This is a genomic window from Streptomyces phaeofaciens (genome assembly GCF_014648915.1).
Lineage (GTDB): Bacteria > Actinomycetota > Actinomycetes > Streptomycetales > Streptomycetaceae > Streptomyces > Streptomyces phaeofaciens.
On the sequence record NZ_BMSA01000006.1, the window covers coordinates 99,483 to 124,917 of the forward strand.

Annotated in this window: 24 protein-coding genes; 14 read left to right on the forward strand and 10 right to left on the reverse strand. The window is 74.1% G+C overall.

What is annotated here, in order from left to right:
• Nucleotides 1–114: 114 nt before the first annotated feature.
• A complete protein-coding gene (locus tag IE275_RS13560; protein WP_189711586.1) occupies nt 115–690 on the forward strand; it encodes a SigE family RNA polymerase sigma factor in 576 nt (191 codons plus the stop codon).
• Nucleotides 687–1,835: a hypothetical protein gene (locus IE275_RS13565; RefSeq protein WP_229870223.1), complete on the forward strand. Its 1,149-nt coding sequence runs from the start codon at nt 687–689 to the stop codon at nt 1,833–1,835. Before IE275_RS13560 ends, IE275_RS13565 begins: the two co-directional genes overlap by 4 nt.
• Here the strand turns inward: IE275_RS13565 and IE275_RS13570 are convergent.
• Entirely contained in the window at nt 1,805–2,623 is an 819-nt protein-coding gene (locus IE275_RS13570) for an SURF1 family protein (protein ID WP_189711307.1), read from the reverse strand. The genes IE275_RS13565 and IE275_RS13570 overlap by 31 nt on opposite strands.
• A 122-nt stretch (nt 2,624–2,745) precedes the next feature.
• Between IE275_RS13570 and IE275_RS13575 the strand changes: the two genes are divergently transcribed.
• The gene (locus IE275_RS13575; protein ID WP_189711309.1) at nt 2,746–4,572 is read left to right on the forward strand and encodes a S9 family peptidase; all 1,827 of its coding nucleotides are present in this window, start codon (nt 2,746–2,748) and stop codon (nt 4,570–4,572) included.
• Nucleotides 4,573–4,646: 74 nt separating this feature from the next.
• On the opposite strand, the gene IE275_RS13580 is transcribed toward IE275_RS13575, so the two are convergent.
• Nucleotides 4,647–6,554 (reverse strand): NAD-binding protein, encoded by a 1,908-nt coding sequence (locus tag IE275_RS13580; protein ID WP_189711588.1) that lies wholly within the window; start codon nt 6,552–6,554, stop codon nt 4,647–4,649.
• A gap of 168 nt (nt 6,555–6,722) precedes the next feature.
• On the opposite strand from IE275_RS13580, the gene IE275_RS13585 reads away from it, so the two are divergent.
• From IE275_RS13585 to IE275_RS13600, 4 genes are all read left to right on the forward strand, one after another.
• Nucleotides 6,723–7,751 carry a permease gene (locus IE275_RS13585; protein WP_229870224.1) on the forward strand — a complete coding sequence of 343 codons (1,029 nt, stop codon included), beginning with the start codon at nt 6,723–6,725 and terminating at the stop codon, nt 7,749–7,751.
• Nucleotides 7,748–8,467, forward strand: a complete 720-nt coding sequence (locus IE275_RS13590; RefSeq protein ID WP_189711313.1) for a TIGR03943 family putative permease subunit — start codon at nt 7,748–7,750, stop codon at nt 8,465–8,467. The genes IE275_RS13585 and IE275_RS13590 overlap by 4 nt, the downstream gene beginning before the upstream one ends.
• A gap of 133 nt (nt 8,468–8,600) precedes the next feature.
• A complete protein-coding gene (locus IE275_RS13595) occupies nt 8,601–10,574 on the forward strand; it encodes a hypothetical protein (RefSeq protein ID WP_189711315.1) in 1,974 nt (657 codons plus the stop codon).
• 146 nt (nt 10,575–10,720) lie between these two features.
• Nucleotides 10,721–11,113, forward strand: a complete 393-nt coding sequence (locus tag IE275_RS13600; protein ID WP_189711317.1) for a luciferase domain-containing protein — start codon at nt 10,721–10,723, stop codon at nt 11,111–11,113.
• Nucleotides 11,114–11,138: 25 nt separating this feature from the next.
• On the opposite strand, the gene IE275_RS13605 is transcribed toward IE275_RS13600, so the two are convergent.
• From IE275_RS13605 to IE275_RS13615, 3 genes are all read right to left on the reverse strand, one after another.
• Complete coding sequence (locus tag IE275_RS13605; protein WP_189711319.1) at nt 11,139–11,399, reverse strand: twin-arginine translocase TatA/TatE family subunit; 261 nt, start codon at nt 11,397–11,399, stop codon at nt 11,139–11,141.
• Nucleotides 11,387–12,010 (reverse strand): hypothetical protein, encoded by a 624-nt coding sequence (locus IE275_RS13610; protein ID WP_189711321.1) that lies wholly within the window; start codon nt 12,008–12,010, stop codon nt 11,387–11,389. The genes IE275_RS13605 and IE275_RS13610 overlap by 13 nt, the downstream gene beginning before the upstream one ends.
• Before the next feature lie 79 nt (nt 12,011–12,089).
• Nucleotides 12,090–12,665, reverse strand: a complete 576-nt coding sequence (locus IE275_RS13615) for a TerD family protein (RefSeq protein ID WP_189711323.1) — start codon at nt 12,663–12,665, stop codon at nt 12,090–12,092.
• Nucleotides 12,666–12,943: 278 nt separating this feature from the next.
• On the opposite strand from IE275_RS13615, the gene IE275_RS13620 reads away from it, so the two are divergent.
• A complete protein-coding gene (locus tag IE275_RS13620; RefSeq protein ID WP_189711325.1) occupies nt 12,944–13,324 on the forward strand; it encodes a BlaI/MecI/CopY family transcriptional regulator in 381 nt (126 codons plus the stop codon).
• 5 nt (nt 13,325–13,329) lie between these two features.
• A complete protein-coding gene (locus IE275_RS13625; RefSeq protein WP_189711327.1) occupies nt 13,330–14,298 on the forward strand; it encodes a M56 family metallopeptidase in 969 nt (322 codons plus the stop codon).
• Between the two features lie 37 nt (nt 14,299–14,335).
• Here IE275_RS13625 and IE275_RS13630 read toward each other — a convergent pair whose 3' ends face one another.
• The gene (locus IE275_RS13630) at nt 14,336–15,328 is read right to left on the reverse strand and encodes a sporulation protein (RefSeq protein WP_189711329.1); all 993 of its coding nucleotides are present in this window, start codon (nt 15,326–15,328) and stop codon (nt 14,336–14,338) included.
• 340 nt (nt 15,329–15,668) lie between these two features.
• Here IE275_RS13630 and IE275_RS13635 point away from each other — a divergent pair, with 340 nt between their 5' ends.
• The 3 genes from IE275_RS13635 (at nt 15,669) to IE275_RS13645 (ending at nt 19,246) form a co-directional block, all read left to right on the forward strand.
• Entirely contained in the window at nt 15,669–16,997 is a 1,329-nt protein-coding gene (locus IE275_RS13635) for a hemolysin family protein (protein WP_189711331.1), read from the forward strand.
• The gene (locus IE275_RS13640; RefSeq protein WP_189711333.1) at nt 16,994–18,013 is read left to right on the forward strand and encodes a hemolysin family protein; all 1,020 of its coding nucleotides are present in this window, start codon (nt 16,994–16,996) and stop codon (nt 18,011–18,013) included. Before IE275_RS13635 ends, IE275_RS13640 begins: the two co-directional genes overlap by 4 nt.
• A 108-nt stretch (nt 18,014–18,121) precedes the next feature.
• Nucleotides 18,122–19,246 (forward strand): hypothetical protein, encoded by a 1,125-nt coding sequence (locus tag IE275_RS13645; protein WP_189711335.1) that lies wholly within the window; start codon nt 18,122–18,124, stop codon nt 19,244–19,246.
• A gap of 84 nt (nt 19,247–19,330) precedes the next feature.
• Here IE275_RS13645 and IE275_RS13650 read toward each other — a convergent pair whose 3' ends face one another.
• A complete protein-coding gene (locus tag IE275_RS13650) occupies nt 19,331–20,482 on the reverse strand; it encodes a PASTA domain-containing protein (protein WP_189711337.1) in 1,152 nt (383 codons plus the stop codon).
• A gap of 67 nt (nt 20,483–20,549) precedes the next feature.
• Nucleotides 20,550–20,951: a hypothetical protein gene (locus tag IE275_RS13655; protein WP_189711339.1), complete on the reverse strand. Its 402-nt coding sequence runs from the start codon at nt 20,949–20,951 to the stop codon at nt 20,550–20,552.
• Nucleotides 20,952–21,128: 177 nt separating this feature from the next.
• Here IE275_RS13655 and IE275_RS13660 point away from each other — a divergent pair, with 177 nt between their 5' ends.
• Nucleotides 21,129–21,803 (forward strand): response regulator transcription factor, encoded by a 675-nt coding sequence (locus IE275_RS13660; protein WP_189711341.1) that lies wholly within the window; start codon nt 21,129–21,131, stop codon nt 21,801–21,803.
• Nucleotides 21,800–23,674, forward strand: coding sequence for a sensor histidine kinase (locus tag IE275_RS13665; protein ID WP_189711343.1), 1,875 nt, complete (start codon nt 21,800–21,802; stop codon nt 23,672–23,674). Before IE275_RS13660 ends, IE275_RS13665 begins: the two co-directional genes overlap by 4 nt.
• A gap of 52 nt (nt 23,675–23,726) precedes the next feature.
• Here IE275_RS13665 and IE275_RS13670 read toward each other — a convergent pair whose 3' ends face one another.
• Both IE275_RS13670 and IE275_RS13675 read right to left on the reverse strand, forming a co-directional pair.
• Complete coding sequence (locus tag IE275_RS13670; protein ID WP_189711345.1) at nt 23,727–24,524, reverse strand: maleylpyruvate isomerase family mycothiol-dependent enzyme; 798 nt, start codon at nt 24,522–24,524, stop codon at nt 23,727–23,729.
• A gap of 118 nt (nt 24,525–24,642) precedes the next feature.
• Entirely contained in the window at nt 24,643–25,377 is a 735-nt protein-coding gene (locus IE275_RS13675) for an SDR family oxidoreductase (RefSeq protein ID WP_189711347.1), read from the reverse strand.
• Between the last annotated feature and the right edge of the window lie 58 nt (nt 25,378–25,435).

Below are 25,435 nucleotides of genomic sequence, written 5' to 3' on the forward strand. Positions count from 1 at the left end.
GCGTGTCCAACAGGCGTGGCAGAGGTACTCGACTTCCCCGCGACACGCGGCACGGCCCTACGGCCGCCCCGTGTCGCCCTCCGGCCCCGCGTGCCCGGGGCACCCGGCGGCGGCATGCCGGTGATCGCGCCCATGCCCGCAGCGCGGCCCGCCCGCATACCCAGTCAGCGTGACGGCGCCGAGGAGACCGTGGCCGCCGGCACCACCGTCGACCACCTCACCGAGACCTACCGGGCGCACTACCGCTCGCTGCTCGGCCTCGCCGCCCTCCTCCTCGACGACACCGCCTCCTGCGAGGACGTCGTCCAGGAGGCCTTCATCCGGGTCCACTCCGCGCGCAAGCGCGTCCGCGACCCCGAGAAGACCCTCGCCTACCTCCGTCAGACCGTCGTCAACCTCTCCCGCTCCGCACTGCGCCGCCGCATCCTCGGACTGAAACTCCTGTCCAAGCCGATGCCGGACATGGCCAGCGCGGAGGAGGGCGCCTACGACCAGCTGGAGCGCGACTCGCTGATCAAGGCGATGAAGGGCCTCCAGCGCCGCCAGCGCGAGGTCCTCGTACTGCGCTACTTCGCGGACATGACCGAGGCACAGGTCGCCGAGACGCTCGGCATATCCCTCGGCTCGGTCAAGGCGTACGGCTCGCGCGGCATCGCGGCCCTGCGCATCGCGATGGAGGCGCCGGCGTGAGCGACGAACCCGAGGGACGCGACTCCCACGAGCGCCACGAGCCGTACGCGTGGCACGAGCCGATGCCGTCCCCCACCCAAGAGCCGAAGCAATCGCACGCTGGGAACTCAACCGTGAACCACCCCCTCGACGACCAGGGTCTTGAAGGGCTCGACTCGGACGAGCTGGCGCTGCGCCGGATGCTGCACCAGGCGGTCCAGGAGATGGAACCGAGCGACGGGACGCTGGACCACCTCCGCCACGCCGTCCCCGCCCGCCGCGCCCGCAAGCGCCAGGCCGTCGTCGGCATGGCGGCCGCCGCCCTCTTCGTCGGCACCGCCGTCCCCGCCCTGCTCCACGTCTCGAACGCGGGCGGCTCCGACGCCAACCCTTCCATCGCCGGCCAGGCCTCCCAGGCGCAGGGGGGCGCGAGTCAGGGCAAGGACCCCGACGGCGGCTCCTCGGGCAAGGTCGGCGACTCCTCCGGCAAGGCCGGTGAGCAGGACAAGGACGGCGCCACCGAGACCGGGCAGAGCAAGGGCACGGACAGCACCGGCACCAGCAGCGGCACCGACCACACCTCCACCTCGGCCGCGTCCGCCCCGGTGTGCACGGCCTCCCAGCTGGGCTCCGCCAGCGGCACCGTCGCCGTTCCCGACGCGGCGGGCATCGTCTACGGCACCTTCCGCGTGGCCAACGTCTCCGGCACCGGCTGCACCGTCGGCGGCGCCGTCTCCGTGACGTCCGGCGCCCAGGGCGCGGCCGACCCCACGAAGATCACCGTCGTGGAACACGTCTCGGGGGACGCGGCGGCCGGCCTGCCCGACCCGTCCCTCTACGTCACCCAGCACCTGCTGGCCCCGGGCTCCGCCTACGACGTGAAGTTCGCCTGGGTGCCCTCCGAGACCTGCCCCACCACGGGCGGCAGCACCGGGGGCAGCACCGGAGGCGCGTCCTCCCCCTCGCCCTCGCCGAGCGAGCCGGTGAGCACCACCGGCGACACCAGCTCCGGCACCTCCGCCCAGCTGCTCACCGAGGACGGCACGGCCGACGGCAGCGTCGTCGTGACCTACACGGCCGAGGACGGCGCCACGGCGGTCTCGGCGACGGTGTCCGACGCCTGCGCGGGAACGGTCTACCGGACGGGCGTGCTCGCCTCGTCCTGAACCACGCCCGCCGCCGGCCCGGTCGGCTCCTCGGGGACGATCCCGAGGGCCGCGTCCCGGGCGAACTCCACCTCGCGGCGCAGCAGCCGGAACCACATGAACACCACGAACCCGGCGAAGACGAACCACTCGCCGGTGTAGCCCAGGTTCTGGAACGCCTTCAGATCGAGCCCCGTGCCGGGGGCCGCGCTCGCGGGCACGGTCGTCATCCCCCGGTCGGCGGTGGTCAGGGTCATCCAGGCGTCGTAGATGTCGTACGGCACAAGGTTGACCAGGGACGCGGCACTGATCGCCGCGGTCTGCCCGGCCGGCAGACCGCCGCGGGCGCTCACACCGTTGTCACCGGGCTGCTCGGACGCCTGGAGCGCGCCCGTGACGGTGACCTCGCCGGAGGGCGCGGCCGGGATGTCCGACCGCTCGGGGCTGCCGGGCAGCCAGCCGCGGACGACGGGCAGCGCCTCGCCGCCGTCGGTCCGCAGCAGGGTCAGGACGTAGGAGCCCTGCTTCCCGTCCACCTCGCGGTCGGGCACCAGGAGCTGCTCGGCGTACCGGCCGGTGGCCGTGACCTGCCTGCCCACGGTCGCCTTGTCCACCGGGAGCAGCTCGGCCAGCGGACGGGCCGCCTCCGTGCGGGCGGACTCGGCCTGCGCCTTGGCGTCGCGGGAGTCGTCGACCCGCGCCTCGAACCGGCTCAGCTGCCAGGAGCCCATGAACACACAGAAGGGGATGGCCAGCAGCACGAAGACGTTGATCCCCCACCAGCGGGGCGTCAGCAGAAACCGGTACACGCCCTCCACGGTACGGGGCGGGTCCACCGAACCGGCTGGCGGGGTGAGAGCTTGGTGCGAAGTCGTCCACAGGCCGGGGGCCACGGCGCTCGTTCCGCCGCGCGGGCGGGCACTATGGGGCCATGACTGAGAGCAACGGGTCCACCGCGCCGCAGCGGACCGAGGAGATGCCGGACTGGGAGAAGCGCTTCAGGGCGCCCCGGGTGTCGCTGCCCGACTGGGCGGAGGACGCACCGGACCGCTCCCTGTTCGTGTCCAACGCGACGGGGACGTACGAGCTGTACGCCTGGGAGCGCTCCACCGGGGAGCAGCGCCAGGTGACGAACCGGGCGAACGGCACGACGGACGGCGTGCTCTCCCCGGACGGTGCGTGGATCTGGTGGTTCGACGACAAGGACGGTGACGAGTTCGGCGTCTGGCGCCGCCAGCCCTTCGAGGGCGGCGAGGACGAACTGGCCACGCCCGGCCTGGACCCCTCCTACCCGGCCGGCCTGGCCCTCGGCCGCGACGGCCGGACGGCGGTGGTGGGCCGTTCCACCGACGAGGACGGCACGACGATCCATGTGGCACGCCTCGGGGAGCCGCCCTTCGAGCTGTACCGGCACCGTGAGTCGGCGGGCGTGGGCGACCTCTCCCACGACGGCACGCTGATCGCCGTCGAGCACACCGAGCACGGCGACGCGATGCACTCCGCGCTGCGCGTCCTGCGCCCCGACGGCACCACGGTCGCCGAGCTGGACGACACCGAGGGCGGCACCCGGGAGCTGGGCCTGGAGGTCCTGGGCTTCGCCCCTGTCGCCGGCGACACCCGGCTGCTCATCGGCCATCAGCGCCGGGGCCGCTGGGAGCCCCTGGTGTGGGACGTGGCCACGGGCACGCAGACGGACCTGGCCCTGGACCTGCCGGGCGACGTGAGCGCCGAGTGGTACCCGGACGGCTCGGGCCTGCTGATCGTGCACGGCTTCGAGGCGCGCAGCGAACTGTTCCGCTACGACTTCGCGGGCGGCGGCCTGGAGAAGGTGGCGACCCCCGCGGGCACGGTGTCCGGTGCGACGGCCCGGCCCGACGGCAGCGTGGAGTACCTGTGGTCCTCCGCCGCCGAGCCGCCGAGCGTCCGCTCCACCACGGGCGGCCCGGTCCTCGACCCGCCCGGTATGAAGTCCCCCGGCTCGGTCCCGGTGCAGGACGTGTGGGTGGAGGGCCCCGGCGGCCGGATCCACGCCCTCGTCCAGAAGCCGGCCGGGGCCACCGGACCCCTGCCCACCGTCTTCGACATCCACGGCGGCCCGACCTGGCACGACAGCGACGCGTTCGCGGCGGGCCCGGCGGCGTGGGTGGACCACGGGTACGCGGTGATCCGCGTGAACTACCGCGGCTCGACGGGGTACGGCCGGGCCTGGACGGACGCGCTGAAGGTGCGGGTCGGCCTGATCGAACTGGAGGACATCGAGGCGGTACGGGAATGGGCCGTCTCCTCGGGCCTCGCCGACCCGGCCCGGCTGATCCTCACCGGCGGCTCCTGGGGCGGCTACCTCACCCTCCTCGGCCTGGGCGTCCAGCCCGAGGCGTGGACGCTGGGCATCGCGGCGGTCCCCGTCGCCGACTACGTCACGGCCTACCACGACGAGATGGAGGCCCTGAAGGCGATGGACCGCACCCTCCTCGGCGGCACCCCGGAGGAGGTCCCGGAGCGCTTCGACGCCTCCTCGCCCCTCACCTACGTCGACGCGGTCACGGCCCCCGTCTACCTCTCGGCCGGCGTCAACGACCCCCGCTGCCCCATCCGCCAGATCGACAACTACGTCAAGCGCCTGGAGATGAGAGGCGCCGACCACGAGGTATACCGCTACGACGCGGGCCACGGCTCGCTGGTGGTGGACGAACGCATCAAGCAGGTGAGGCTGGAACTGGACTTCGCGGAGCGGCACCTGGGTCCGCAGGGCGGGTAGCCGTGGTGGTGGCGGGGGCGCGGCGCGGACTCCCGTGTCACGCCCCGCCACCCCGTCCCCGTCGTTCCGGGGTGTCACCCCGCCCCGGTACCCCGTCCCCGGCGTCCCAGCAGCTCCGCCAGCCCCCGCCGGGTGGCCGCGAGCACCACCCTGTCCTCGTCCCGCAGGACGTAGGTGTCCGGCAGCTCCCACACCAGCCCGGACCCGCCCCGCCCCTCCTCCCCGGTGTCCAGCGCCAGCACCCGCCAGTACCCGGCCCGGAACGCCTCGCCGACCGTGCGTCCCGCCAACGGGGCATGGTCCCCGGCCACCAGCGCGGCGAACAGCAGCACCCGCCGCTCCACCGGGATCGCCCCCAGGATCTGCCGCCCCATCATCGCCCCGGCGAACGAGGGGGCCGACAGATGGGACACACTCCGGCTCCGGGTCAGCGCGTGCGGATGCGCGGCCCGCAGCGTCCGGTACACCGCGGTTGCGAAGTCGTCGTCGTACAGCCGCAGCACCACCCGCAGATCGGGCCGCAGCGTACGGGCGTACAGCGCGGCCTCCAGGTTGGTGGTGTCGGAGCTGGTCACCGCGAGCAGTGCGTGCGCGCGTCGGATCTTCGCCGCCTCCAGCACCCCCTCCTGGGTGACGTCCCCGAGCACCACCGGCACCCGCAGCCGCCGCGCCACCGCGACCCCCCGCGCCTCGGGCCCCGCCTCGACGCACACCACGGGGATGTTCAGCTCCCGCAGCCGTGTCAGCACCCGGGTGCCGATCTTCCCCAGCCCGAGCAGGACGACATGCCCGCCCAGGCCCCGCGGCGGCCGCCGTACCGCGCCCGCCCCGCTCAAGGTCCCCAGCGCCTCCAGGACCGCCGCCAGCAGCACCGGCAGCAGCAGCAACCCCATCAGCCCGGTGAGGAGTTGCAGCACCTGCCGCTCGGTGGACTTCCCGACCGCCGGGTCGTTGATGGCGAACAGGTCCAGCAGCGTCAGATACAGCGCCCCCAGCGGATGGATGCCGGTCACCACCCACAACGCCACCGCCAGCGCGAGCACACAGCCCACGAGACCGGCCAGCGACCAGCGCAGCCGCCGCGAGAACAGCGAGGCGAACGGCGCGACGACCCCGACCCCCCGCCCGGCCGGCAGCGCGGGTCCCGCCGCGTACGACACCTGCTCCAGCACGACCGAACCGCGCCGCCCGTCCGCCGCCCGCACCGCCGCGGTGTCGGGCAGCAGCAGCGGACCCTGGTCGCCGCTGCTCTCGGAACCGTCCGCGAAGGCGGGGTCGTTGCCGTTCGCGGAGAGCAGCGCGAGCGTGGCGAGACCGCCCGGCCCGGTGCTCTCCCCGGGGCCGGGGGCGAGACGTTCGACGGCCCGCAGCATCAGCCGGTCCGTCTGGACGACCTTGGTGGTCCCGGCGACGGCGGCGGCGGCCAGCGCGGGCGCGGCGGTGTCGGCGTCCGACAGCACGGTCGTGGAGGCGTCCGCGGATCCGTCCCGGCCCCCGGCCCCGTCCGCCGGCGTGCCGCCGTACGCCAACGCGGCCGCCTGGTCCAGGAGTTCCTCGATGTGCTGCCCGAGCCGCCGGTTGTAGAGCCGGAGCACGAGCCGCAGCCGGGGGTTGAGCCGGCGGGCGGTGAGGGCGGCGCGGATGTTGGTCTCGTCGTCGTCGTACACGAGCGCCAGCGCGGCGGCCCGCTCCACACCCGCCTCGGCGAGCACGGCCTCCGTGGGCTCGACGGCCTCCAGCGTCCGTTCCCCGCCCGCGGGTTCACCGGCGGCCGGGGCGGTGCCGGTGCCGGCCGCCCGGCTGACGGCCGCGCTCACCACCCGGTCCAGGAGCGCCGCCGACACCGCGCGGGCCCGCCCGACGACCGGTGGCCGCACCGCGCGGTCCGCCGGCGGTACGACGAGGGTGACCTGCTCCTCGTAGACTCCCCGCAGTTCGGCGGCGAGGCGGTGCGCGAGGCCGTCGTCACCGCACACCACCATGTGCGCGCCGGCGACGCCCGGCGTCCGGCCCTGATTCGGAAGGCTCCCCACGAGGGAGAAGACTGCCTCACCGGGGCGGGAGGTTCCACGGGGGCGGTGAACGTGCGGGGTGGAACTCCCGTATGAATGGGGAGGGAAGGCGAGAAACAGGCGGAGGTGCCCGAAACCGTGGCCATCACCAAAGAGGCCCCGCACGCGGAGGGCGCGAGCCCGAAGACCCCGCGCCCTGCGGCCCCGCCGGAGCAGCCCGGCCGGCTGACCTCACCCCTCGCCCTGACCCTGCTCCTGCTGCTGCTCGTCCTGCTCCAGAGCCCCATCCGCCGCGCGCTGTCCGCCCCGGTGATGCAGAGCTGGACGACGGTGTTCGTGGCGGTCGTGATCCAGGCCCTGCCCTTCCTGGTGCTGGGCGTCCTGCTGTCCGCGGCGATCGCCGTCTACGTCCCCCCGTCGTTCTTCGCCCGCGCGCTCCCGTCCCGCCCCGCACTCGCCGTCCCGGTCGCCGGCCTCGCGGGCGCGGTGCTGCCCGGCTGCGAGTGCGCGTCGGTCCCGGTGGCCGGTGCGCTGGTCCGCCGGGGCGTGACCCCCGCGGCGGCCCTCGCCTTCCTGCTCTCCGCCCCCGCCGTCAACCCGATCGTGCTGACGGCGACGGCGGTGGCCTTCCCGCGCGACCCCGAGATGGTCGTGGCCCGTTTCGTCGCCAGCCTCCTCGTCGCCTGCGCGATGGGCTGGCTGTGGCAGCGGGTGGGCCGCACGGACTGGATGCGGCCCCCGGCGCACGCCCACCACGAGGGGCAGAGCAAGGGTGCCGCGTTCTGGGACGCGGTCCGCCACGACGTGATGCACGCGGGCGGCTTCCTGGTGGTGGGCGCGATGGCGGCGGCGACGCTGAAGGCGGTCGCACCGGAGAGCTGGCTGCGTACGGCCGCCGACAACCCGGTGGTCGCGGTCCTGGCCCTGGCCGTGCTCGCGGTGGTCCTCTCCATCTGTTCGGAGGCGGACGCGTTCGTCGCCGCCTCCCTGACCCAGTTCTCGCTGACGGCCCGGCTCGCGTTCCTGGTCGTGGGCCCGATGATCGACCTCAAGCTCTTCGCGATGCAGGCGGGCACCTTCGGCCGCGGCTTCGCCCTGCGCTTCGCCCCCATGACCTTCGTCCTGGCCGTCGCGTCGGCCGTACTGACCGGAGCGGTCCTGCTGTGAACCGACAGTCCCAGGCGGCCGTCCTCTTCCTGCTCGGCGCGGCCCTCCTGCACGCCGGCACCACCGACCTCTACCTCCGCTACGTCAAGTCGGGCCTGCGGCCCCTGCTGCTGGCGTCCGGCGCGATCCTGATCGTCACGGCCCTGGCGACAGCCCTGTACGAACGCCGCAGGGCGAGGCAGGAGCAGGAGGGCGACGGCCACACCCACCCCGAACCCCGGATCTCCTGGCTCCTCGTCCTCCCCCTCCTCGCCCTGATCCTGGTCGCCCCGCCCGCCCTCGGCTCCTACAGCGCGACCCGCACCGGAACGGCCCTCCAGGAACCCCTCGCCTACCCGGCCCTGCCCGCCACCGGCCCGCTGCGCCTCAGCCTCGTCGACTACGCGGGCCGCGCCGTCTACGACCACGGCCGCACCCTCGCCGGCCGCGAGGTCCAGGTCACCGGCTTCGTGGCCCTGGACCACGGCGGCACCCCGTACCTGATCAGGATGGCCCTCAACTGCTGCGCCGCGGACGCCCAGCCGGTCAAGGTCGCCCTGACCGGCCACATCCCGCCGGTCCTCCAGCCGGACACCTGGCTGACCGTCACCGGCACCTACACCCCGCGCCGCGTCGCGGACCCCGTCAACGACGGGCCGATCCCGTTCCTGGAGGTGACCTCCGCGAAGCCGGTGCCGGCCCCACGGGACCCGTACGACGAGTCCTGGAACAACTGACGTACCGGCCGGGCGGATTTGATCATTCCGGGAGCCCCCTGACCTGCTCCTACGCGCGGCCGCCGGGTACTGTCACCCTCGTCGACACCTTGATCGGCGATCAGGCGCGGGTGAACCGGGGAGTGGATCCGTCGTGGCACTGAACATACGGGGACGAAGGGCCGCCGCCGTGGCGGTGACCGCGGCCGTGACCGCCCTGACCCTGCTGCCCGTCCTGCCCGCGACCGCCGCCGGGTACACCGCCGCGGCCGGCCCCTGGGGCACCGGCGCCGCGCTGACCGGCGCCGACGGCCGGCAGAGCCTGATCGACGTCCGGTCGGCGGCCGACGGCACCGTGTTCGCGCTGTGGCGCGACCAGGCCGCCGGAGCCTCCACCTGGGAGATCCGGGCCGCGGTGAAGGCCGCGGGCGGCGACACCTGGAGCGCCCCGCACACCCTGCTCACCGGCGTCGGCGCGAGCGCCGAGGCCCGGCTGGCCGTGACGGCCGGCGGGCGGGCCGTGGTGACCTGGGTGACCGGCAGCGGTACCGACGGCTCGCTGTCCGCCCTCGCCGCCACCTGGGACGCGGCGGCCGGTGGCTGGTCCGCCCCGGTCACGCTCGCCGCCCACGACGGCCTGAACATGTCCACGCCCCAGCTGGCCGCCGCGGCCGACGGCACCCTCACCGCCGTATGGACCCAGGGCGACCAGGCCCTGCACTTCGACGTGATGAGCGCGACCCTCACGCCCGGTGCCGCCGCCTGGTCCGCGCCGGCGCCCCGGGGCGGCGTCACCAGCGGCTCGGTGTACGACCTCTCGCTCGCCGTGGCGCCCGACGGCGCGGCCACCGTCGCCTGGGACGCCTACGACTTCTTCTCCGGCGACCATGTCGTCACCACCGCCACGCGCACCGCGGCCGGCGACTGGAGCGGTGCGGCCGCGCTGCCGGGCGCCGACGCCTCGGCCGGCGACGTGCGCGTGACGATGGACGCGCACGACGTCACCACCGTGCTGTGGCTCGACGTCACCGACGCGAACACGGGCACCGGCGACCTCAAGTCCGTGACCAGGACGTCCCCTTCGGGAGCGTGGGGTGCCGCGCAGACCGCCGCGGCCGCCGTCCGCCCCAGCGACGACAGCGGACCGCTGGCCGCGCCCGACGGTGACGTGACCTACGTGTGGACCGGCTGGAGCACCGGCGCGGGCACCCCGGTCGTGCAGACCGTCACCCGTACCGCGGCGACCGGCGCCTGGTCCGCCCCGACGACGCTGTCCACGGGCTATGTGAAGTGGCAGGTGTCGGCGGCGATCGGCGGCGACGGCACGGTCCAGGTGGTGTGGCCGCAGGTGCCGAGCATCGACAACGGCGACGACAACTACCTCCAGTGGGCGGTGCGCGCCGACGACAAGTGGACCCGGGCGACCGCGCTGAACAGCGCGCCCGTGCCCGCCGTGCCCAACACCGACGCCCTGGCCGGCGAGGTGGCCGCCGGGCCCGACGGCCGGGCCACGGTGGTGTGGCGCGAGGCGCGTTACTCGGGCGGCGGCACGTACACCTCCCAGCTGTGGGGCCGGTCGCAGACCCTGCTGGTCAGGCCGGGCATCACCACGAAGGCGACGCTCGGCGGGACCGTCCGCACCGGGTCCACGGTCACCTGCTCCGCCGCCGCGACCGGTTACCGCGCCACCACGGCGTGGTCGTGGCTGCGCGACGGCAAGGCCGTCGCGGGCGCGACGGCGAAGACGCGCACGCTGACGGCCGGCGACTACGCCCACAAGGTGGCCTGCCGGGCCACCTTCGCCAACGCGGCCGGCTCGGTGGTCTCCACCTCCGCTGCCGTCACGGTCGCCGCCGGGCCCGCGCTGAAGGCCACCAAGGCGCCCGCGATCAGCGGCACGGCCAAGGTGGGCGCCAGGCTGACCGCGAACCACGGCACCTGGACCCCGGCCGCCACCTCGTACACGTACCAGTGGAAGCGCAGCGGCGTCACCATCGGCGGCGCCACCCGGTCCACGTACGTCCTGGCCAAGGCCGACAAGGGCAAGAAGATCACGGTGAAGGTCACGGCCCGCCGCACCGCCTGGACGAACGGCTCGGCGACGACGCCGGCGGTCACGGCACGCTGACGCGCAGCGCCCGGCCGCCGCGACCGGCCGGGCCTCGCCGCGGCGGCTCCACCGGCCTTACCCGATCCGGGCGTTCTCACGCTACGGCGCGGTTAAGTCTCCCTCAAACCCTGGTGGCTGGGGGGTGAGCACCGCATGATGGTGGCATGACGGCGGCCTGGCATGCCCTGGATCGACTGGTGAGCTGGCCGGACCTCGCGGAGGCCCAGCCCAGCTGTGGCATTGGCCGGGCTCTGCGCTCGACCAGGGCCGAGATCGCGCACTTCCACTCCGGACACAGCGTCGACCTGCATCTCACGGCAGGGACGATCCGCCGCTTCGAGCACGACCTCAGGCACTCCACCGCGATCCGGCTGGTGCCCGGTTCGCACTGGGTGACCGTCCGTCTGGAGTGCGAGGCGGACGTCAACCTCCTCATGACGCTGATGAGCGCCGCCCTCCAGGCCCACCTCGCCCGGCCGGAGACGGTCGCCGGGGTCCCGTCCTCCCGCTGCAACGACCGCCGCGAGGCGGCACTGTCCCACCGCGCCCGCCTGTAAGGGGACTTGGGCTCCGATCGGCGGGCTACGCCGGCGTGCCGCGCCCGTCGTCCGGGTGTCCGGCGTCCGGGGCGGGCGCGCGGCCGACGCCGGGGTCGGCCGGGGGCACCGTCTCGCCCGGCACGACCCGCGGCCGGGCCTCGTCCTCCTCCTGCGCCGCGCGGGCCTCCGCCTTCAGGATGCGGGCCGAGGTGCCCGCCGAACGGGCCAGGCCGGGCAGCTTCTTGACGGCCAGGACGGCGATGACGACGAGGAGGATGATGACGAGTTCGCTCAGTCCGAACACGGGGGTCCTGTCCTTGGGGTGTGGGTGGGGGCGTGCGGGAGTTCCTCGCGGACGTACCCGTTCAGGTGCGGCAGCATGCCCCGGGCGAGCAGCGCCTGCTGCCAGTCCAGCCTGGCCTGTTCCACCTGCTCGGGGGTCGGCGGGCCGCCCCGCTCGCGGACGGCCGTCCGCAGCAGTGCCGCGAGCGTACTGACCGCCGCCACCGCGGCGAGCACCCAGCCCGCCGTCACCAGGGAGCCCGGCAGGGCGGCCGTCGGGTCCGCGAGCCGGAGCGTGTAGCCGAACAGCAGCAGGAACGTCGCCGAGGTGGCGGCCACCACCGGTGTGAGCACGGCGAGCGCCGGCAGCAGGGTGTGGTGCCCCGTCGCGGGCCGCGGTGCGGCGGCCCGCCGGCCGGCGGCGCGGACGGCGAGATAGGCGGCGTACTCCGGCCCGGCCGCCGCCGCGATCTCGTCGGCGGCGTCGAGCGCCCTGCTCCGCAGCCGGTCGCCCGCCCGGCCGCCGGGGCCGGCGGACAGCGCCGTACGGATCTCCGCGGTGCCCATCGCCAGGCGCAGCACGGCGTCGAAGTCCGGGCGGTCCTCCGGACAGAGGCGGGGCGGGCCGGTCACGTGCGCTCCCGGTGGACCGGCGGGACGGCACCGGCCCGGGGAAGGGGTGCCCGGCGGCGCGGCACGCCCGGGGCGCCGGTCAGACGTCCACGCCGAAGTCGGAGGCGATCCCGGCCAGTCCGGAGGCGTAGCCCTGGCCGACGGCGCGGAACTTCCACTCGGCGCCGTTCCGGTACAGCTCGCCGAAGACCATCGCGGTCTCGGTGGAGGCGTCCTCGGACAGGTCGTAGCGCGCGATCTCCTGCCCGCCGGCCTGGTTGACGACCCGGATGAAGGCGTTGCGGACCTGGCCGAAGCTCTGGCCCCGGCCGTCGGCGTCGTGGATGGAGACCGGGAAGACGATCCGGTCGACCTCGGCCGGCACGGCGGCGAGGTTCACCTTCACGGACTCGTCGTCGCCCTCGCCCTCGCCGGTGAGGTTGTCACCGGTGTGCTCCACGGATCCGTCGGGGCTGCGGAGGTTGTTGTAGAAGACGAAGTGCCGGTCGGAGAGGACCTTGCCGGAGGTGGCGAGGAGCAGGGCGGAGGCGTCGAGGTCGTAGTCGGTGCCGGTGGTCGTGCGGACGTCCCAGCCCAGTCCGACCAGGACGGCGGTGAGTCCGGGTGCCTCCTTGCTGAGCGAGACGTTGCCGCCCTTGGACAGGGTTACTCCCACTGCGTGCTCCTCCTCGGCAGACGTGACGGGATCCGTGTCCGGATCCCCGATCTTGAATCTACAGCACTGTAGAGAAAGCGGGGGCGGGCTTCTACAATTTCGTGCACGTGCTCCCGGCGCGGTGCGGCGCGATGACGTGCGGTGCGATGCCGTGCGGCGATACGGAGAGTTCCGTGCGGTGCTCCCGGCGCGCGACCGGCCCGCGCGTCTATACGATGGCCGACCGGGAAACGGCGGGAAACGGCGGGAAACGGCAGGCGACGGAGAGGGGACAGGGCGTGACGGACGACCGGCAGCGCTCCCGACGGCGGGGACAGGGCGAGCTGGAGGCGCTGGTGCTGTCGGCGCTGCGGGAGGCCGACGGACCGGCGACGGCCGGCTGGGTGCAGGAGCGCCTCGGCGGCGACCTCGCCTATACGACGGTGATCACCATCCTGACCAGGCTGCTGGCCAAGGGCGCGGTCACCCGTGAGCGCGGTGGACGCTCGTTCGCCTGGCTGCCCGCGTCGGACGAGGCCGGCCTCGCCGCCCACCGGATGCGCCGGGTGCTGGACGGCGAGCGGGACCGGGAAGCCGTACTCGCCAGCTTCGTCACCGGACTCGGCCCCGAGGACGAGCGACTGCTGCGCGAACTGCTGGACCGGCCGGAGGCCGACTGAGTCCCATGGGGGTCTTCGTCTTCCTGCCGCTGGTGCTGCCGCTCACGGCGTGGCCGGTAGCGCGGCTCGCCGAACAGCATCTGCATCCGCGCACCGCGACCCGGCTGCTGACCGGCGTGGCCGCGGTGATGGCGGTGTGCAGCACCGTCTGCCTGGGACTGCTCATGGTCGTCGGCACCGCCCAGCTGCCCGGCAACCCGCTGCCCGACGGCTGGTCGGACCCCGAGGTCCGCGCGGCCGTCCCGCACGACGAGATCGCCGGCCGGGCCGCCATCCCCGCCCTGTGCGTGGTGGCCCTGCTCTGTGCCCGGACGCTGTGGCGACACCGCCGGGTGCGCCGCCGCGCCCACCGGGCGCTCGCCGGGCTGCCGGGCACCGAGGTCGCCGTCCTGCCCGACGGCGTGCCCTACGCGTACGCGCTGCCCGGCGGCCGGCGCGACCGGATCGTGGTGAGCACCGCCCTGCTGGACTGCCTCGAACCGGCCGAGCGGCGGGCGCTGTTCGCCCATGAGCGCGCTCACCTCGCCGCCCGCCACCACCGTCATCTGCTCGCCGTACAACTGGCCGCGCGGGCCAACCCGTTCCTGCGGCCGCTGCGCACGGCCGTGGCGTACACGGCGGAGCGGTGGGCGGACGAGGAGGCGGCCCGGACGGTCGGCAGCCGCCGGACCGTGGCCCGGGCGATCGGCAGGGCCGCCCTGGTCTCCCGCGCCGCACCGCATGCCGCGCTCGCGTCCTTCGCCGGGCTCGCCTTCTTCACCGGGCTCGCCTCCTTCGCGGCGCCCGGACCGGTCCCGCGCCGGGTGACGGCCCTTCTCGGCCCCGCCCCGACGGTCCGCCGCTGGCCCTCCGTCTTCACCACGGTCGGCCTCGCGGTCTGGTGCGCCGCCGCCGGTACGGCCGTCTCGGCCATGTCCTCGGCGAACTCCGCGGTCACGATGCTGGTCATCCTGCACGCGGCCACGCCGCTCTGACGGGCTGCGGGCCGACCTGTCCGGGCCGGACCCGTTCCTACTCCTCGTCCTCGTCGCCCTCGAAGAAGTCCCCCACCTCGTCCACGACCTCGGCCGCCACCATGCCGCCGACCACGCCGACGGCGAGCCCGGCCGCGCCCGCCGCGATCGCCGTCCCCATGCCGGGACCGGAGCGGTGGTCCTCGTGGTGGCCGTACCCGTCGCCACCGTGCGAGTCGCCGCCGTGCCCGTACCCGCCGTACCCGCCGTGCGTGCCGTACGGCGTCCGGTGCTCGACCAGCCGGCGGATCCAGCCGTCGATCTCCGTGTTCCAGTCCCGGGCGTCGTGCAGGCCGACGGTGAAGCGGGCGAGCGCGTCCTCGCCCTCGGAGAGGAAGCCGCCGCGCTTGTCGGCCTCCAGGACGATCTCCAGGCCGCCGGAGCCGGCGAGGAAGGTCAGCTCGATCTCCTCGACCCGGTCGGCGTACTCCGGGGACGGGGTCAGCTCGATCTCCTGGTAGAACGGCAGCCGCTGCCCGGTGCCGCCGATGCGTCCGTACTCGAGGTCGGCCGAGCGGAAGCCGAAGCCCAGCTGCCCGAACGCCTCCAGGACCGCCTCCTGGACGGGGAGCGGGGCGACGTTCAGCGGGTCGAGGTCGCCCTTGTCCTTCGCACCCGCCACCAACAGCTCGGTCCGTACCCCGAGCACGATCCCCAGCGCCTGCCCGTACAGCTCGGTGACCGGCGTCTCCCACGGCAGCGGCACGCTGAACGGCACGCTCCGCTCCTCGCCCTCGGCGAGCCGGAAGCCGCCGCCGACGATGAAGCGGTCGAAGACGACGGTGCCCCCGCTCTCGCCCTCCTCGTGCTCGGCCTCGACCCGGGCCACCAGCTCCAGGCCGATGTGCTCGATGTCGAAGTCGGCGCCGCCGCCCCGCAGACGGACCTCGCCGGTCAGCGAGGCGCCGGGCCGGACGGGGGAGGGGTCGAGGACCGTGTCGACCGTGGGGCCGCCCACACCGAGCGAGCCGAGCAGTCGCTTGAACACCATCGTGGCGTCCACTCCTTACCTTCACGTGCGATGACTTCTACAGTCGCGTAGAAGCAGCATAGGGTGGACGGCACGGGCGGAGGCCGTGGTCGACACCCCTGCCGGGGGAACGGCCGAAAATCGGCGCCGCGGCTCATCGCGCCGTGGCTCACGGCGGCACGCCCGCCGCGCCCGGGAACACCGACCCGGCGAGAATCGTTGCGCAAGTGAACGTTCTAGTGAAGGAGCAACCCTTGTCCGCCACACCGACGGACGCCCCGGGGCACAGACCCCCGCCACCCCGCCACACCTCCCCCGCGCACGGCACACGGCGGGGCACCCCCTCGCGATCGATGCGCCGATGAGCGCCCCCGAAGCCTGGCTCGGCCTCCTGGCCGTCCTCGTCCTCACCCTGGGCACGGGCTACTTCGTCGCCCAGGAATTCGCGTACGTGTCCGTCGACCGCCTCGCCCTCGCCCGCGCCGCCGAGACCGGGGACCGCCGGGCCGCCCGCGCCCTGAAGGTCCTGGAGCGGCTGTCCTTCATGCTCTCCGGAGCCCAGCTCGGCATCACGGTGACCGGTCTGGTCGTCGGCTTCGTCGCCGAGCCCTCGGTGTCCGCGCTGCTCGAACCCGTCCTGTCCGGCCTTGGTATCCCCGACGGCGCCGTCTCCGGCATCTCGGTCGTGCTCGCCTTCGTCCTCGCCACCGTCGTCCAGATGGTGATCGGCGAACTGGCCCCGAAGAACCTCGCCATCGCCGTGCCCGAGCGGCTGGCGACCGCGCTGGCCCCCTCCACGCTCGCCTACCTCAAGGTCGTGGGACCCGTCGTGCACGTCTTCGACGGCGCCGCGAACAGGCTCCTGCGCAAGGCCGGCATCGAACCCGTCGAGGAACTGCACCACGGCGCCACGCTGGAGGAGCTCGGCCATCTGATCGGCGAGTCCCGCGAACAGGGCGCGCTGCCGCGCGACACCGCCGAACTCCTCGACCACGCCCTGGAGTTCTCCGGGCGCACCCTGGACGAGGTGATGGTCCCGCGAGCGGGCTCCGTGTTCGTCCGCAAGGACGCCACGGCCGCCGAGGCGGTCGAACTGGTCGCCCGGCACGGCCACTCCAACTATCCCGTCCTCGGCGACCACCCCGACGACGTCACCGGCGTCCTCGGCGTGCGCGAGCTGATGGCCCTGCCCGCCGACCGCTTCGCGGACACCACCGCGGGCGCCGCCGCCCGCCTCCCGCTCCTGCTGCCGGACACCCTCCCGCTGCCCGACGCGGTGGAACGGATGCGCTCCCAGGGCGACGAGTTCGCCGTCGTCCTGGACGAGCACGGCGGGGTGGCGGGCATCGTCACGTACGAGGACATCGCCGAGGAACTGGTCGGCGACATCGCCGACGAGTCCGACCGGATCACCGAGATCGCGGTCGCGGACGGCGAGGGCTGGCTGGTGGACGCCGGCCGCCGGCTCGACGAGGTGGCCGAGGCCACCGGCGTCGAACTGCCCGAGGAGGAGGACTACGACACCGTGGCCGGACTGATCGTCGACCGGCTGGGCCGCTTCCCGACCATCGGCGACCGCCTCACCGTCGGCCTGCCCGGCGGCGGACGCGCACTGATCGACGTACGCACCCTGGACCGGCACGTGCCGGACCGGGTGGGGCTGCGGCTGTCGACGGAGGACCAGGCATGAGTTTCCCGACGGCACTCCTCGTCACCGCGCTGCTGCTGATCGGCAGCGGGTTCTTCGTCGCCGCCGAGTTCGCGCTGGTCGCCGCCAGACGCCACCGCCTGGAGAAGGCGGCCGCCGAGGGGCGGCGCGGCGCGGGCGCGGCCCTGGCCGGCATGCGCGAGCTGTCCCTGATGCTGGCCGGCGCCCAGCTCGGCATCACCGTGTGCACCCTGGGCCTGGGCTCGGTCTCCAAGCCCGCCATCTCCCACGAACTCGACCCGCTGCTGCACAGCCTGGGCCTGCCCGCCGCGCTCAGCTACGGCGTGGCGTTCGCGGTCGCGATGATCGTGGTGGTCTTCCTCCACATGGTCGTCGGCGAGATGGCCCCCAAGTCCTGGGCCATCGCCCACCCCGAGCGCTCGGCGATGCTGCTCTCCCCGCCCTTCCGGGCGGTGGTGAAGGCCGTACGCCCGCTGATCCGCGCCCTCAACGCGCTGAGCAACGCCCTGGTACGCCTGTGCCGGGTCACCCCGCGCGACGAACTGGCCTCGGTCCACGACCGCGAGCAGCTCACCCACCTCGTCGAGGAGTCCGAGCGGCTGGGGCTGATCAGCAAGGACGACTCCGAGCTGATCACCAACTCGCTGACCGAACCCCGGACACCGGTCGGCGACCTCCAGGTGCCGGCCGACCGGATCACCTCGGTGCCGGCGGACGCGGACGTCGAGCGCATCCTCGCCCTCACCACCGCGCACGACCGCAGCCGGCTGCTGGTCCGTGACGGGGAGACGGTCGTCGGCTCCGTCCACGCCCGCGACGCCCTGGTGGCCCGGGCCCGGGGCCGGGACGTCACCGCCCGCACCCTCGCCCGCCCGGTCCCGGAGCTGGCCGCCGAGGACACCCTCGGCGAGGCCGTCGAGTGCCTGCGCCGCCGCCGTGCCACCCTCGCCGTCGTCCGGGACGACACGGGCCGGCTCACCGGCCTGGTCGCACTGGACGACCTGCTGGCGCGGCTGCTGCACCCGCAGACGGTGTGATCCCGGGCGCGGGGCGGGTGCGGGACAGCGCAGGTCGGACACCGAATTCACAGTTCGGACGCGTTCGTTCCCTCGCGCGCGGCGGTTCCGCCTGCGAGGCTCGGACCCGTGACGTACGTAGTGACGGTTGACACCTGTATCCCGGAGGGCACTTCGGAGCTGGACCCGCTGCAACGGGCCGGTGCCGTGGCGCTCATCGAGGACGGCTTCGACTCCGTCGGAGCCGTCGAAGGGCCCGACGGAGTGGAGGTCGGTCTTCTCGACACCATCGTGGCCGTCCACCCCGGCGGAGCCCTGCTGAAGGTCATCGTGAACGCTCCGGCCCTGGAGTTCGCCGAGGACTCGGTGCAGGTGCTCGTGGACGAACTGCTGGAGCGCACCGAACTGCTGGCGGACTGGACGATCGAGCGGTGCGAGGTCGAGCTGCACCAGGATCTGGCCAGGGAGAGCCTCGCCGCCGCCGACGGACCCGACGCGCCGCCCGACGACCCGGCCGTCCGCAAGGCCCGGCACACCGGGATCCCCGCCCCCGAGGACACCGACGGCCGCGACGACGGCGAGGCGAAGTCCGCCGCCGTCCGCGGCACGATGCTGGCGCTCGCCGGTGAACTGCGCTCCTTCCCCCCGACGATGTTCGGCGCGGCCGGCGACGAGCACGAAGAGCGGTCGTACGGCGACGACGAGAGCGCCGCACTCGCCGCCGGCGCCCTCGTCTACGCGAGCGCCGTCCTGGTGGACGAACTGTTCGAGGACGTCCACGTCCTGACCCAGGAGGACGCCACCGTCGCGGAGTGCGAGGGCCCCCTGTGGCACCTGGAACGCCTTCCCGACCGGTACGCGCTCCAGTACGACGCCCGCTTCGCCCGGCGCTTCCTCGTGACGGTGATCGCCCTGACCACCCGCTTCACCGACGGAAGCTTTCAGCGGCTCGGCTGCGTCGCCGAGGAACTCGCCCTGCGGTTCCTCCTGAGCGAGGCGACCACGACCCTGGAACTCCACGAACTCCTCGACGACCGTGTCTCGGCCGCGCTCGTCACCTTCGCCGGCCACCTCTACGAGGACAGCGACCACGAGTGGCTCTACGACGGCTCCACGGACGGCATCGACGACGTCCGGGCGGGCGTGCCCGGAGGCGGCGTACCCCGGTCGTTCGCGTCCTGGTTCACCCCGTTCGACGCGGACGGCCACCCGTACCCGTCCACGACGGGCGAACCGGAAGGCGCCGCACCGTGAGGCTCCGCACCGGGTGAGACCCGAGCCGCCCCCGCCCTCCGCCCTCGGCGGAAGCGGGGGCGGCCGCCCCGTGGTCCGGACATCTCAGGAGACGCCACCGAACAGGCCGTCCGAGGGCGGGGGTTCCGGCACGGCGGGCGTGTCCCCGGGGCCGGCGACGTCGGTCGGCGACGGGGCGAGGGACTCGCCGGGCGTGGGCGTCACCTCCGGGTCGGCCGTGGCCGGCGCGACGGCCACCGTGAGGGTGACCGTGGCGGCGGCCGGGACCGTCGCGCCCTCGGCCGGGTCCTGCGCGAGGACGGTGCCCGGCGCGGCCGACTCGGAGGACTCCTCGACCGTCGCGACCGTCAGGCCCCGCTCCTCCAGGATCCCGGTGGCCTCCTCGACGGAGGACCCCGTCACGCCGGGCACTTCGACATCCCCGACGTCGGTGCCCCCGCCGTCCCCGCCGTCCTCGTTGTCGGTCTCGACCGGGTCCTCCGGCAGGGCGGTGTCCTGCGTGCCGTCCGAGCCCACCGGCCGCTCCAGTCCCGCGTCCGCCTCCTGGACGTCGACCAGCCGGTACTCGCTGACCTCGTCCCCGTCGTCCGCGGGCTCGACCTTGACGACCTTGTCGCGGTCGTACGACGTCCACCGCGGGTTCGTGCCCTTGAACTCGACGTCGGCCCTGTCGACGTCGTGCTCGAAGGCGCCCAGCGGATTGCCGCAGCTGCACTGCACGACCGGCTTGCCGTGCAGGTCGACCAGGACCGCGATGCCGGCCTGGAGCAGCGCCTCGAAGGCGACCGCCCTGCCCTTCTTGTAGTCGTGGTTCTTCACCAGCGTGTCGTTGCGCAGCAGAACGGGCGTCAGCTTCTCGATGAAGCCGCCGATCTCGTCGAGACCGATGCCCTGCGCCTTGGCCCACTCCAGCGCCTTCTGCCGGTTGGCGCGACTCCCGAGGAACTCGGTGAGTTTCGCCTTGTCGCAGCTCTTCTTGTGCCGGGTGCCGCCGTAGAGGCCCGGCCGGTCGCCCTTCTGCACGCCTCCGCCGAGGGCGAGAGCGTCGCTGACAGGTTGCTCGACGGCGAGTTCGAGCGCGTCCGCGAAGAAGGGCGCGGCGGCCGGGGCCCCGCGGGCGATCGCCTTGACGGCGATCCTGGCGGCCGGCGCGCACGCGGTGACGGCCGGTCCGACGATGCTCAGGATCGCGGCGAGCAGGACCGCGATCCTGACGACCCCCCGTTTGTGGCTCATGGGTCTCCCTCACTGAGGCTGAGAAGGCGGAATGCGGGCGACGGGGTGCGGGTGGTGGCCCGTCCCGTCACGAGGCGGCCGGTTCCGGTGCCGGGCGCGACAGGACCAGGGCGATCACGACGACGGTGACCACGATGAAGACCGCGACGACGGCCACGACCCAGGCCGGAACCCCGGTGACGAACAGCGCCGGGAGCGCCGTGATCGCCGACAGGATCCGGGACGCGGCGACGACACGGGAGCCGGTGCGGCTCGCGGTGCGCCAGGCGTGGACGACGGCGACGACCGTGATCAGTCCGAGTACGGCATCGCCGACGAGGACGCCCGCGGGCGGCCCGGGACCGTCGCTGTCCGGTGCCAGGACGCCGACCACGTTGGTCATGTCGAGCAGCCCGAGCGCCGCGGCGAGTCCGAGACCCACCTTGTTCTTGCGGCTGAGCGGGATGCCCCGCGCTTCCGTCCGACTCATGTCGTGTCCCCCGTAAGGGTGTTGGGGCCGCCGGAGCGGCGACCCGGTGCACCGAGCATCCTGGCCGTGCCCCTCGGCGCGCATCGTCCGAACCTCCTCGCCGGCCGGGAGGATTTCCCGCTCCGGAGGGAAGGACGAGCCCTCCCGGCCGGGAGGGAGGTCGGCCATCATCGGGACATGACCTCCCCCGCCGGCCCGATCCGGGTGCTCATCGCCGACGACCATCCCGTCGTACGACGCGGTCTGGGCGCACTGCTGGCCTCGCTGGACGGCGTGGAGGTGGTGGCGGAGGCGGCGAACGGCGAAGAGGCGCTCAGAGAAGCCCGGTTGAGCCGGCCCGACGTCGTCGTGATGGACATCCAGATGCCCGAACTGGACGGCGTCGAGGCCACCCGGCGACTGCTCGCCCTGCTGCCGGACGTGGCGGTGCTCGTCGTCACGATGTTCGAGGACGACGAGACGGTGGTCTCCGCGATGCGCGCCGGCGCCCGCGGCTACCTCCTCAAGGGCGCCCAGCAGGAGGAGATCCTGACCACCCTGCGCTCCGTCGCGGCCGGACAGTACGTGATCGCGCCCCGGGTCGCGGCCCGCCTCCTCGGCCGCCTCTCCCCGGCGGCCCCGCCGGCCGCCCCCTTCCCCGGACTGACCGACCGCGAGCGCGAGGTGCTCGACCGGGTGGCCCGCGGGTACACCAACGCCCGGGTCGCGGCCGAACTGGCCCTGGCCGAGAAGACCGTGGCGAACCGGCTGTCCGCGATCTTCCTGAAACTGGGCGTGAGCGGGCGGACCGAGGCGGTGATCCTGGCCCGGGAACACGGACTGGGCGACGGCCCACCGGAGGCGAGGCCGTGACCCTACGACGCCTGGCCACCCGGGTCCTGCTCGCACTCCTCGCCGCTGCGGCCCTCGCCTCCCTCGGGCTCGCCCCGCCCTCCTCCTTCGATCAGTGGGCGATCTGGGCGGCGCTCGTCGGTACCTTCCTGGCGGTGTGCTGGGCGACGGTCACCGCCCGCCGCCCCGGTGCGACGGCGGCCCCCTTCCTCGGCGCCGCCGCCGCCGGCCTGCTGGCGGCCCCGCTCGCCCTCGCCGCGGGCGTCCACGCGCCCGCCGTGGCCCTGGCCGTCCTCGCCCCGACGGTCGCCCTGCCGCTGGCGGCCCTGCGGGTCGTGCCGCAGCGGCCGCCGTCCCGGCTGCTGACCTGCGCGGACGCCGCCGTCGTCGGCACCGGCGCCGGGTGCGCGGTCACGGCGGTGGCCGGGACGGCGGCGGCCCAGACCGCCGCGGCGATCGCCGCCGGGACCGTGGTGCTCGCCGGGACCTGGGTGCTCTTCGAGATCACCACCGGCGACGACCGGCGCCGCGTGCTGTGGCTGGTGCTGGGCGCCGCCGCGACGACGCTGGGCGGCATGCTCCAGTTCGCCGCCGAGAACTCCCTGCCCATGGGGCCGGTGGCCACCGTCGTCGCCACGAGCGCGGTGTCGCTGCCGTTCCCCCTCGCCGTCACCGTCGCGCTCGTCGCGCCCCGCCGGGCCGACGTCCGGGTCGTGATCCGCGGGGCCACCGTCCTGATCGTCATGCTCGCGCTGAGCACGGCGGTCTACGAGGGGGTCGCCGCGGTGTGGGAGCTGGTGGTGGGAACCCGGCCCGGCAAGGGAGTGCCGGCCCTGCTCGCCGCCACGATCGCCGCCGGCTACCAGCCCGTTCGGCAACGGGTCGAGGCGAGCATGGACGAGATGCTGTTCGGCAGATCCGCCGACCCGGTCGAGACGCTCACCCGGCTCGGCACGGACCTCACCGCCGGTGCCCCGCCCCCGCTGTGGCTGCACACCCTGCGCTCCACCCTGGGCGTGCCCGGCATCGCCCTGCGCCAGGACGGGACCGCGGTCGCCACCGCGGGCACCATGGACGACGGCCACACCACCCGCACCGCCCTGCGCGCGGGCGCCGAGGACGTGGGCGACCTCGTGGTGTGCCTCCCGCCCGGACATCTACGGCTGCCCCGGGCCGCGACGGCGGTGCTCGATCTCGTCGCGGCGCCCCTCGCCCAGGCCCTGCACGCCGCGCGGCTCAGCGAGCAACTGCGCGTCTCCCGCGGCCGGGTGGTGACCGCGCTGGAGGAGGAACGCCGCCGGATGCGCCGGGACCTGCACGACGGCCTCGGCCCGGCCCTGACCGGCATCGCCTACACCACCGACGCGGCCGCCAACCTCATCGCCACCGACCCGGAGCACGCGGTGCGGACCCTGCGCGGGCTGCGCGCCGACATCGGCGACGCGATCACCGAGATCCGCCGGATCGTCTACGGCCTGCGGCCCCGGGCCATCGACGAACTGGGCCTCGTCGACGCCGTCCGCCAGCGCATCGCCCCCCTGCGCGCCGCGGACGGCCGCCCCCTGACCGTCACCGTCGACGCACCGCAACGGCTCCCCCCACTCCCCGCGGCCGTCGAGGTCGCCGCGTACCGGGTGGCGGTGGAAGCCGTGACCAACATCGCCCGGCACTCCGACGGCACCACCGCCACCCTCACCCTGAACCTCCCGCACCCCGCACTCCTGCGCCTGACCGTCACCGACACCGGCCACTGCACGACACCCTGGACACCGGGCGTGGGCATCCAGTCCATGCACGAACGCGTAGAGGAAATCGGCGGCACCCTCACCCTCCGCCCCACCCCCGAGGGCGCCACCCTCACCGCGGACCTTCCCCTCACCCTTCCCACCTGACGCCGCCGCGCGGCTGCCGGGGTGGTCGTTCACCGAGGTCCGGCGCTTACCGCTACTCCTCCGGTTCCCACGCGCGGAGGAGGTCGAACAGACCTGCGTCTCCCTCGATCTGCACGGAGTCCGCCGGGATACGGTCGTACACGAAGAGAACCAGCTCACTGGCCGTGCCGCGAACGGAGACGCCGGGCGCGTTCGGACCCTCGTCGGCGGCGGCGACGGGCGTCGTGCCGGGCGTGGAGATACGGGTGGAGCGTGCGCCGTCGCCGTCGACCGTGAGGCGCCAGGAGTGGCCCTCGGCGGCGTGGAAGTCGAAGGCAGTGGGCTTGTGCGGCCAGGCACTCGGCGTCGCGACGCAGGTGAACAGGAACTCCTCGACACCGTCGAGTGCCACCTCGTCCGGCAGCGGTTGCGGGGCACCCACAGTGAGCTGGGCGTCGTAGGTGTGCACCGCCAGCTGCTGGAGCTGGTGCCGGGCGACGGCGCCACAGGTCGGCGGAGACTGGGACGCACCCCACCACGTCCAGCAACCGCGATCCGGGCCGGCCTCCCGCAGCGCGTCCAGCAACTCCTGCGTCGACGCGGCCAACCAGGCCGGCACGGCCTCGCGCTCTTGAGGCGCAGCCAGGTCGCCCTCCGGTACGGCCTTGGCCGAAGCAGGCCCCGCGGCGACGGTGGCGGCCCAGGCGCGACGCCCCTCGCCGATGTGCTCCGCCAGATCGAACAGCGTCCACTCCGGGCAGGTCGGCACCTGCACGTCGAGGCTGGGCGCGGAGGCGACCGCGGCGCGGAAGGCGCTCGCCCGTTCGTCGATCAGTCGCAGCAGAGCGGAGAACGCAAGTGTCGTGGTCACCTGTGACTCTCTATCACCGTGTTCCGACAATCGGACAGCGATTTTCCCGGCCGGGGCGGCGAGCGCGCGGCACGGGCCGGGCGCCCCGAGCCGATCCGGGCTGCCGGCGGGGCCGTGATCACCAGGGGACGACGCCGTCGTCCTCGAAGAACGAACCGGTCGGGCCGCCGTCGGGCAGGGTGGCGAGCCGGATCGCTGTGGCCGCGCCCTGTTCAGGAGTGCGGGGCCCTTGGAAGCCGGTGAAGTCGGTCGCGACCAGGCCCGGGCAGGCGGCGTTGATCAGGATGTTCGTACCGGCGAACTGCCGGGCGTACTGCACGGTGAGGGCGTTGAGGAACGACTTCGACGGCGCGTAGGCCGCCATGATCGGCATCTCGATGTCCGGGTCCGTCTGCCGGGCCAGGGAGCCGACGCTGCTGGAGACGTTGACGATGCGTGGCGAGGCCGCGCGCCGCAGCAGTGGCAGCATCGCGTTGGTCGTCCGGACGACACCCATGACGTTGGTGTCCAGGACCGAGCGGAGCACCTCCAGGTCGAGCGCGGTCGGGTCCTGCACCCACCCCGGGCCCATCTCGCCCGAGACACCGGCATTGTTGACCAGGGCGTCCAGGCGCCCGGCCAGCCGTTCGATCAGTTCCGCGGCATCGGTGACGCTCTGGTCGTCGGTCACGTCCAGCGGTACCCCGAACGCGTCCACGCCGGCGGCACGCAGCTTCTCGACGGCGGTTTCGCGTCGGGCGGCGTCGCGGGCTCCCACGCCCACGCGGTACCCGAGGCTGCCCAGCCCGGCCGCGATCTCGTACCCGATGCCCTTGTTCGCGCCGGTCACCAGCGCGATCATCGTTTCGCTCATGCTGATGATGCTGGCTCGCGGACGAGCGGCGCGGCCAACACCGATACGGTGCCCTGTC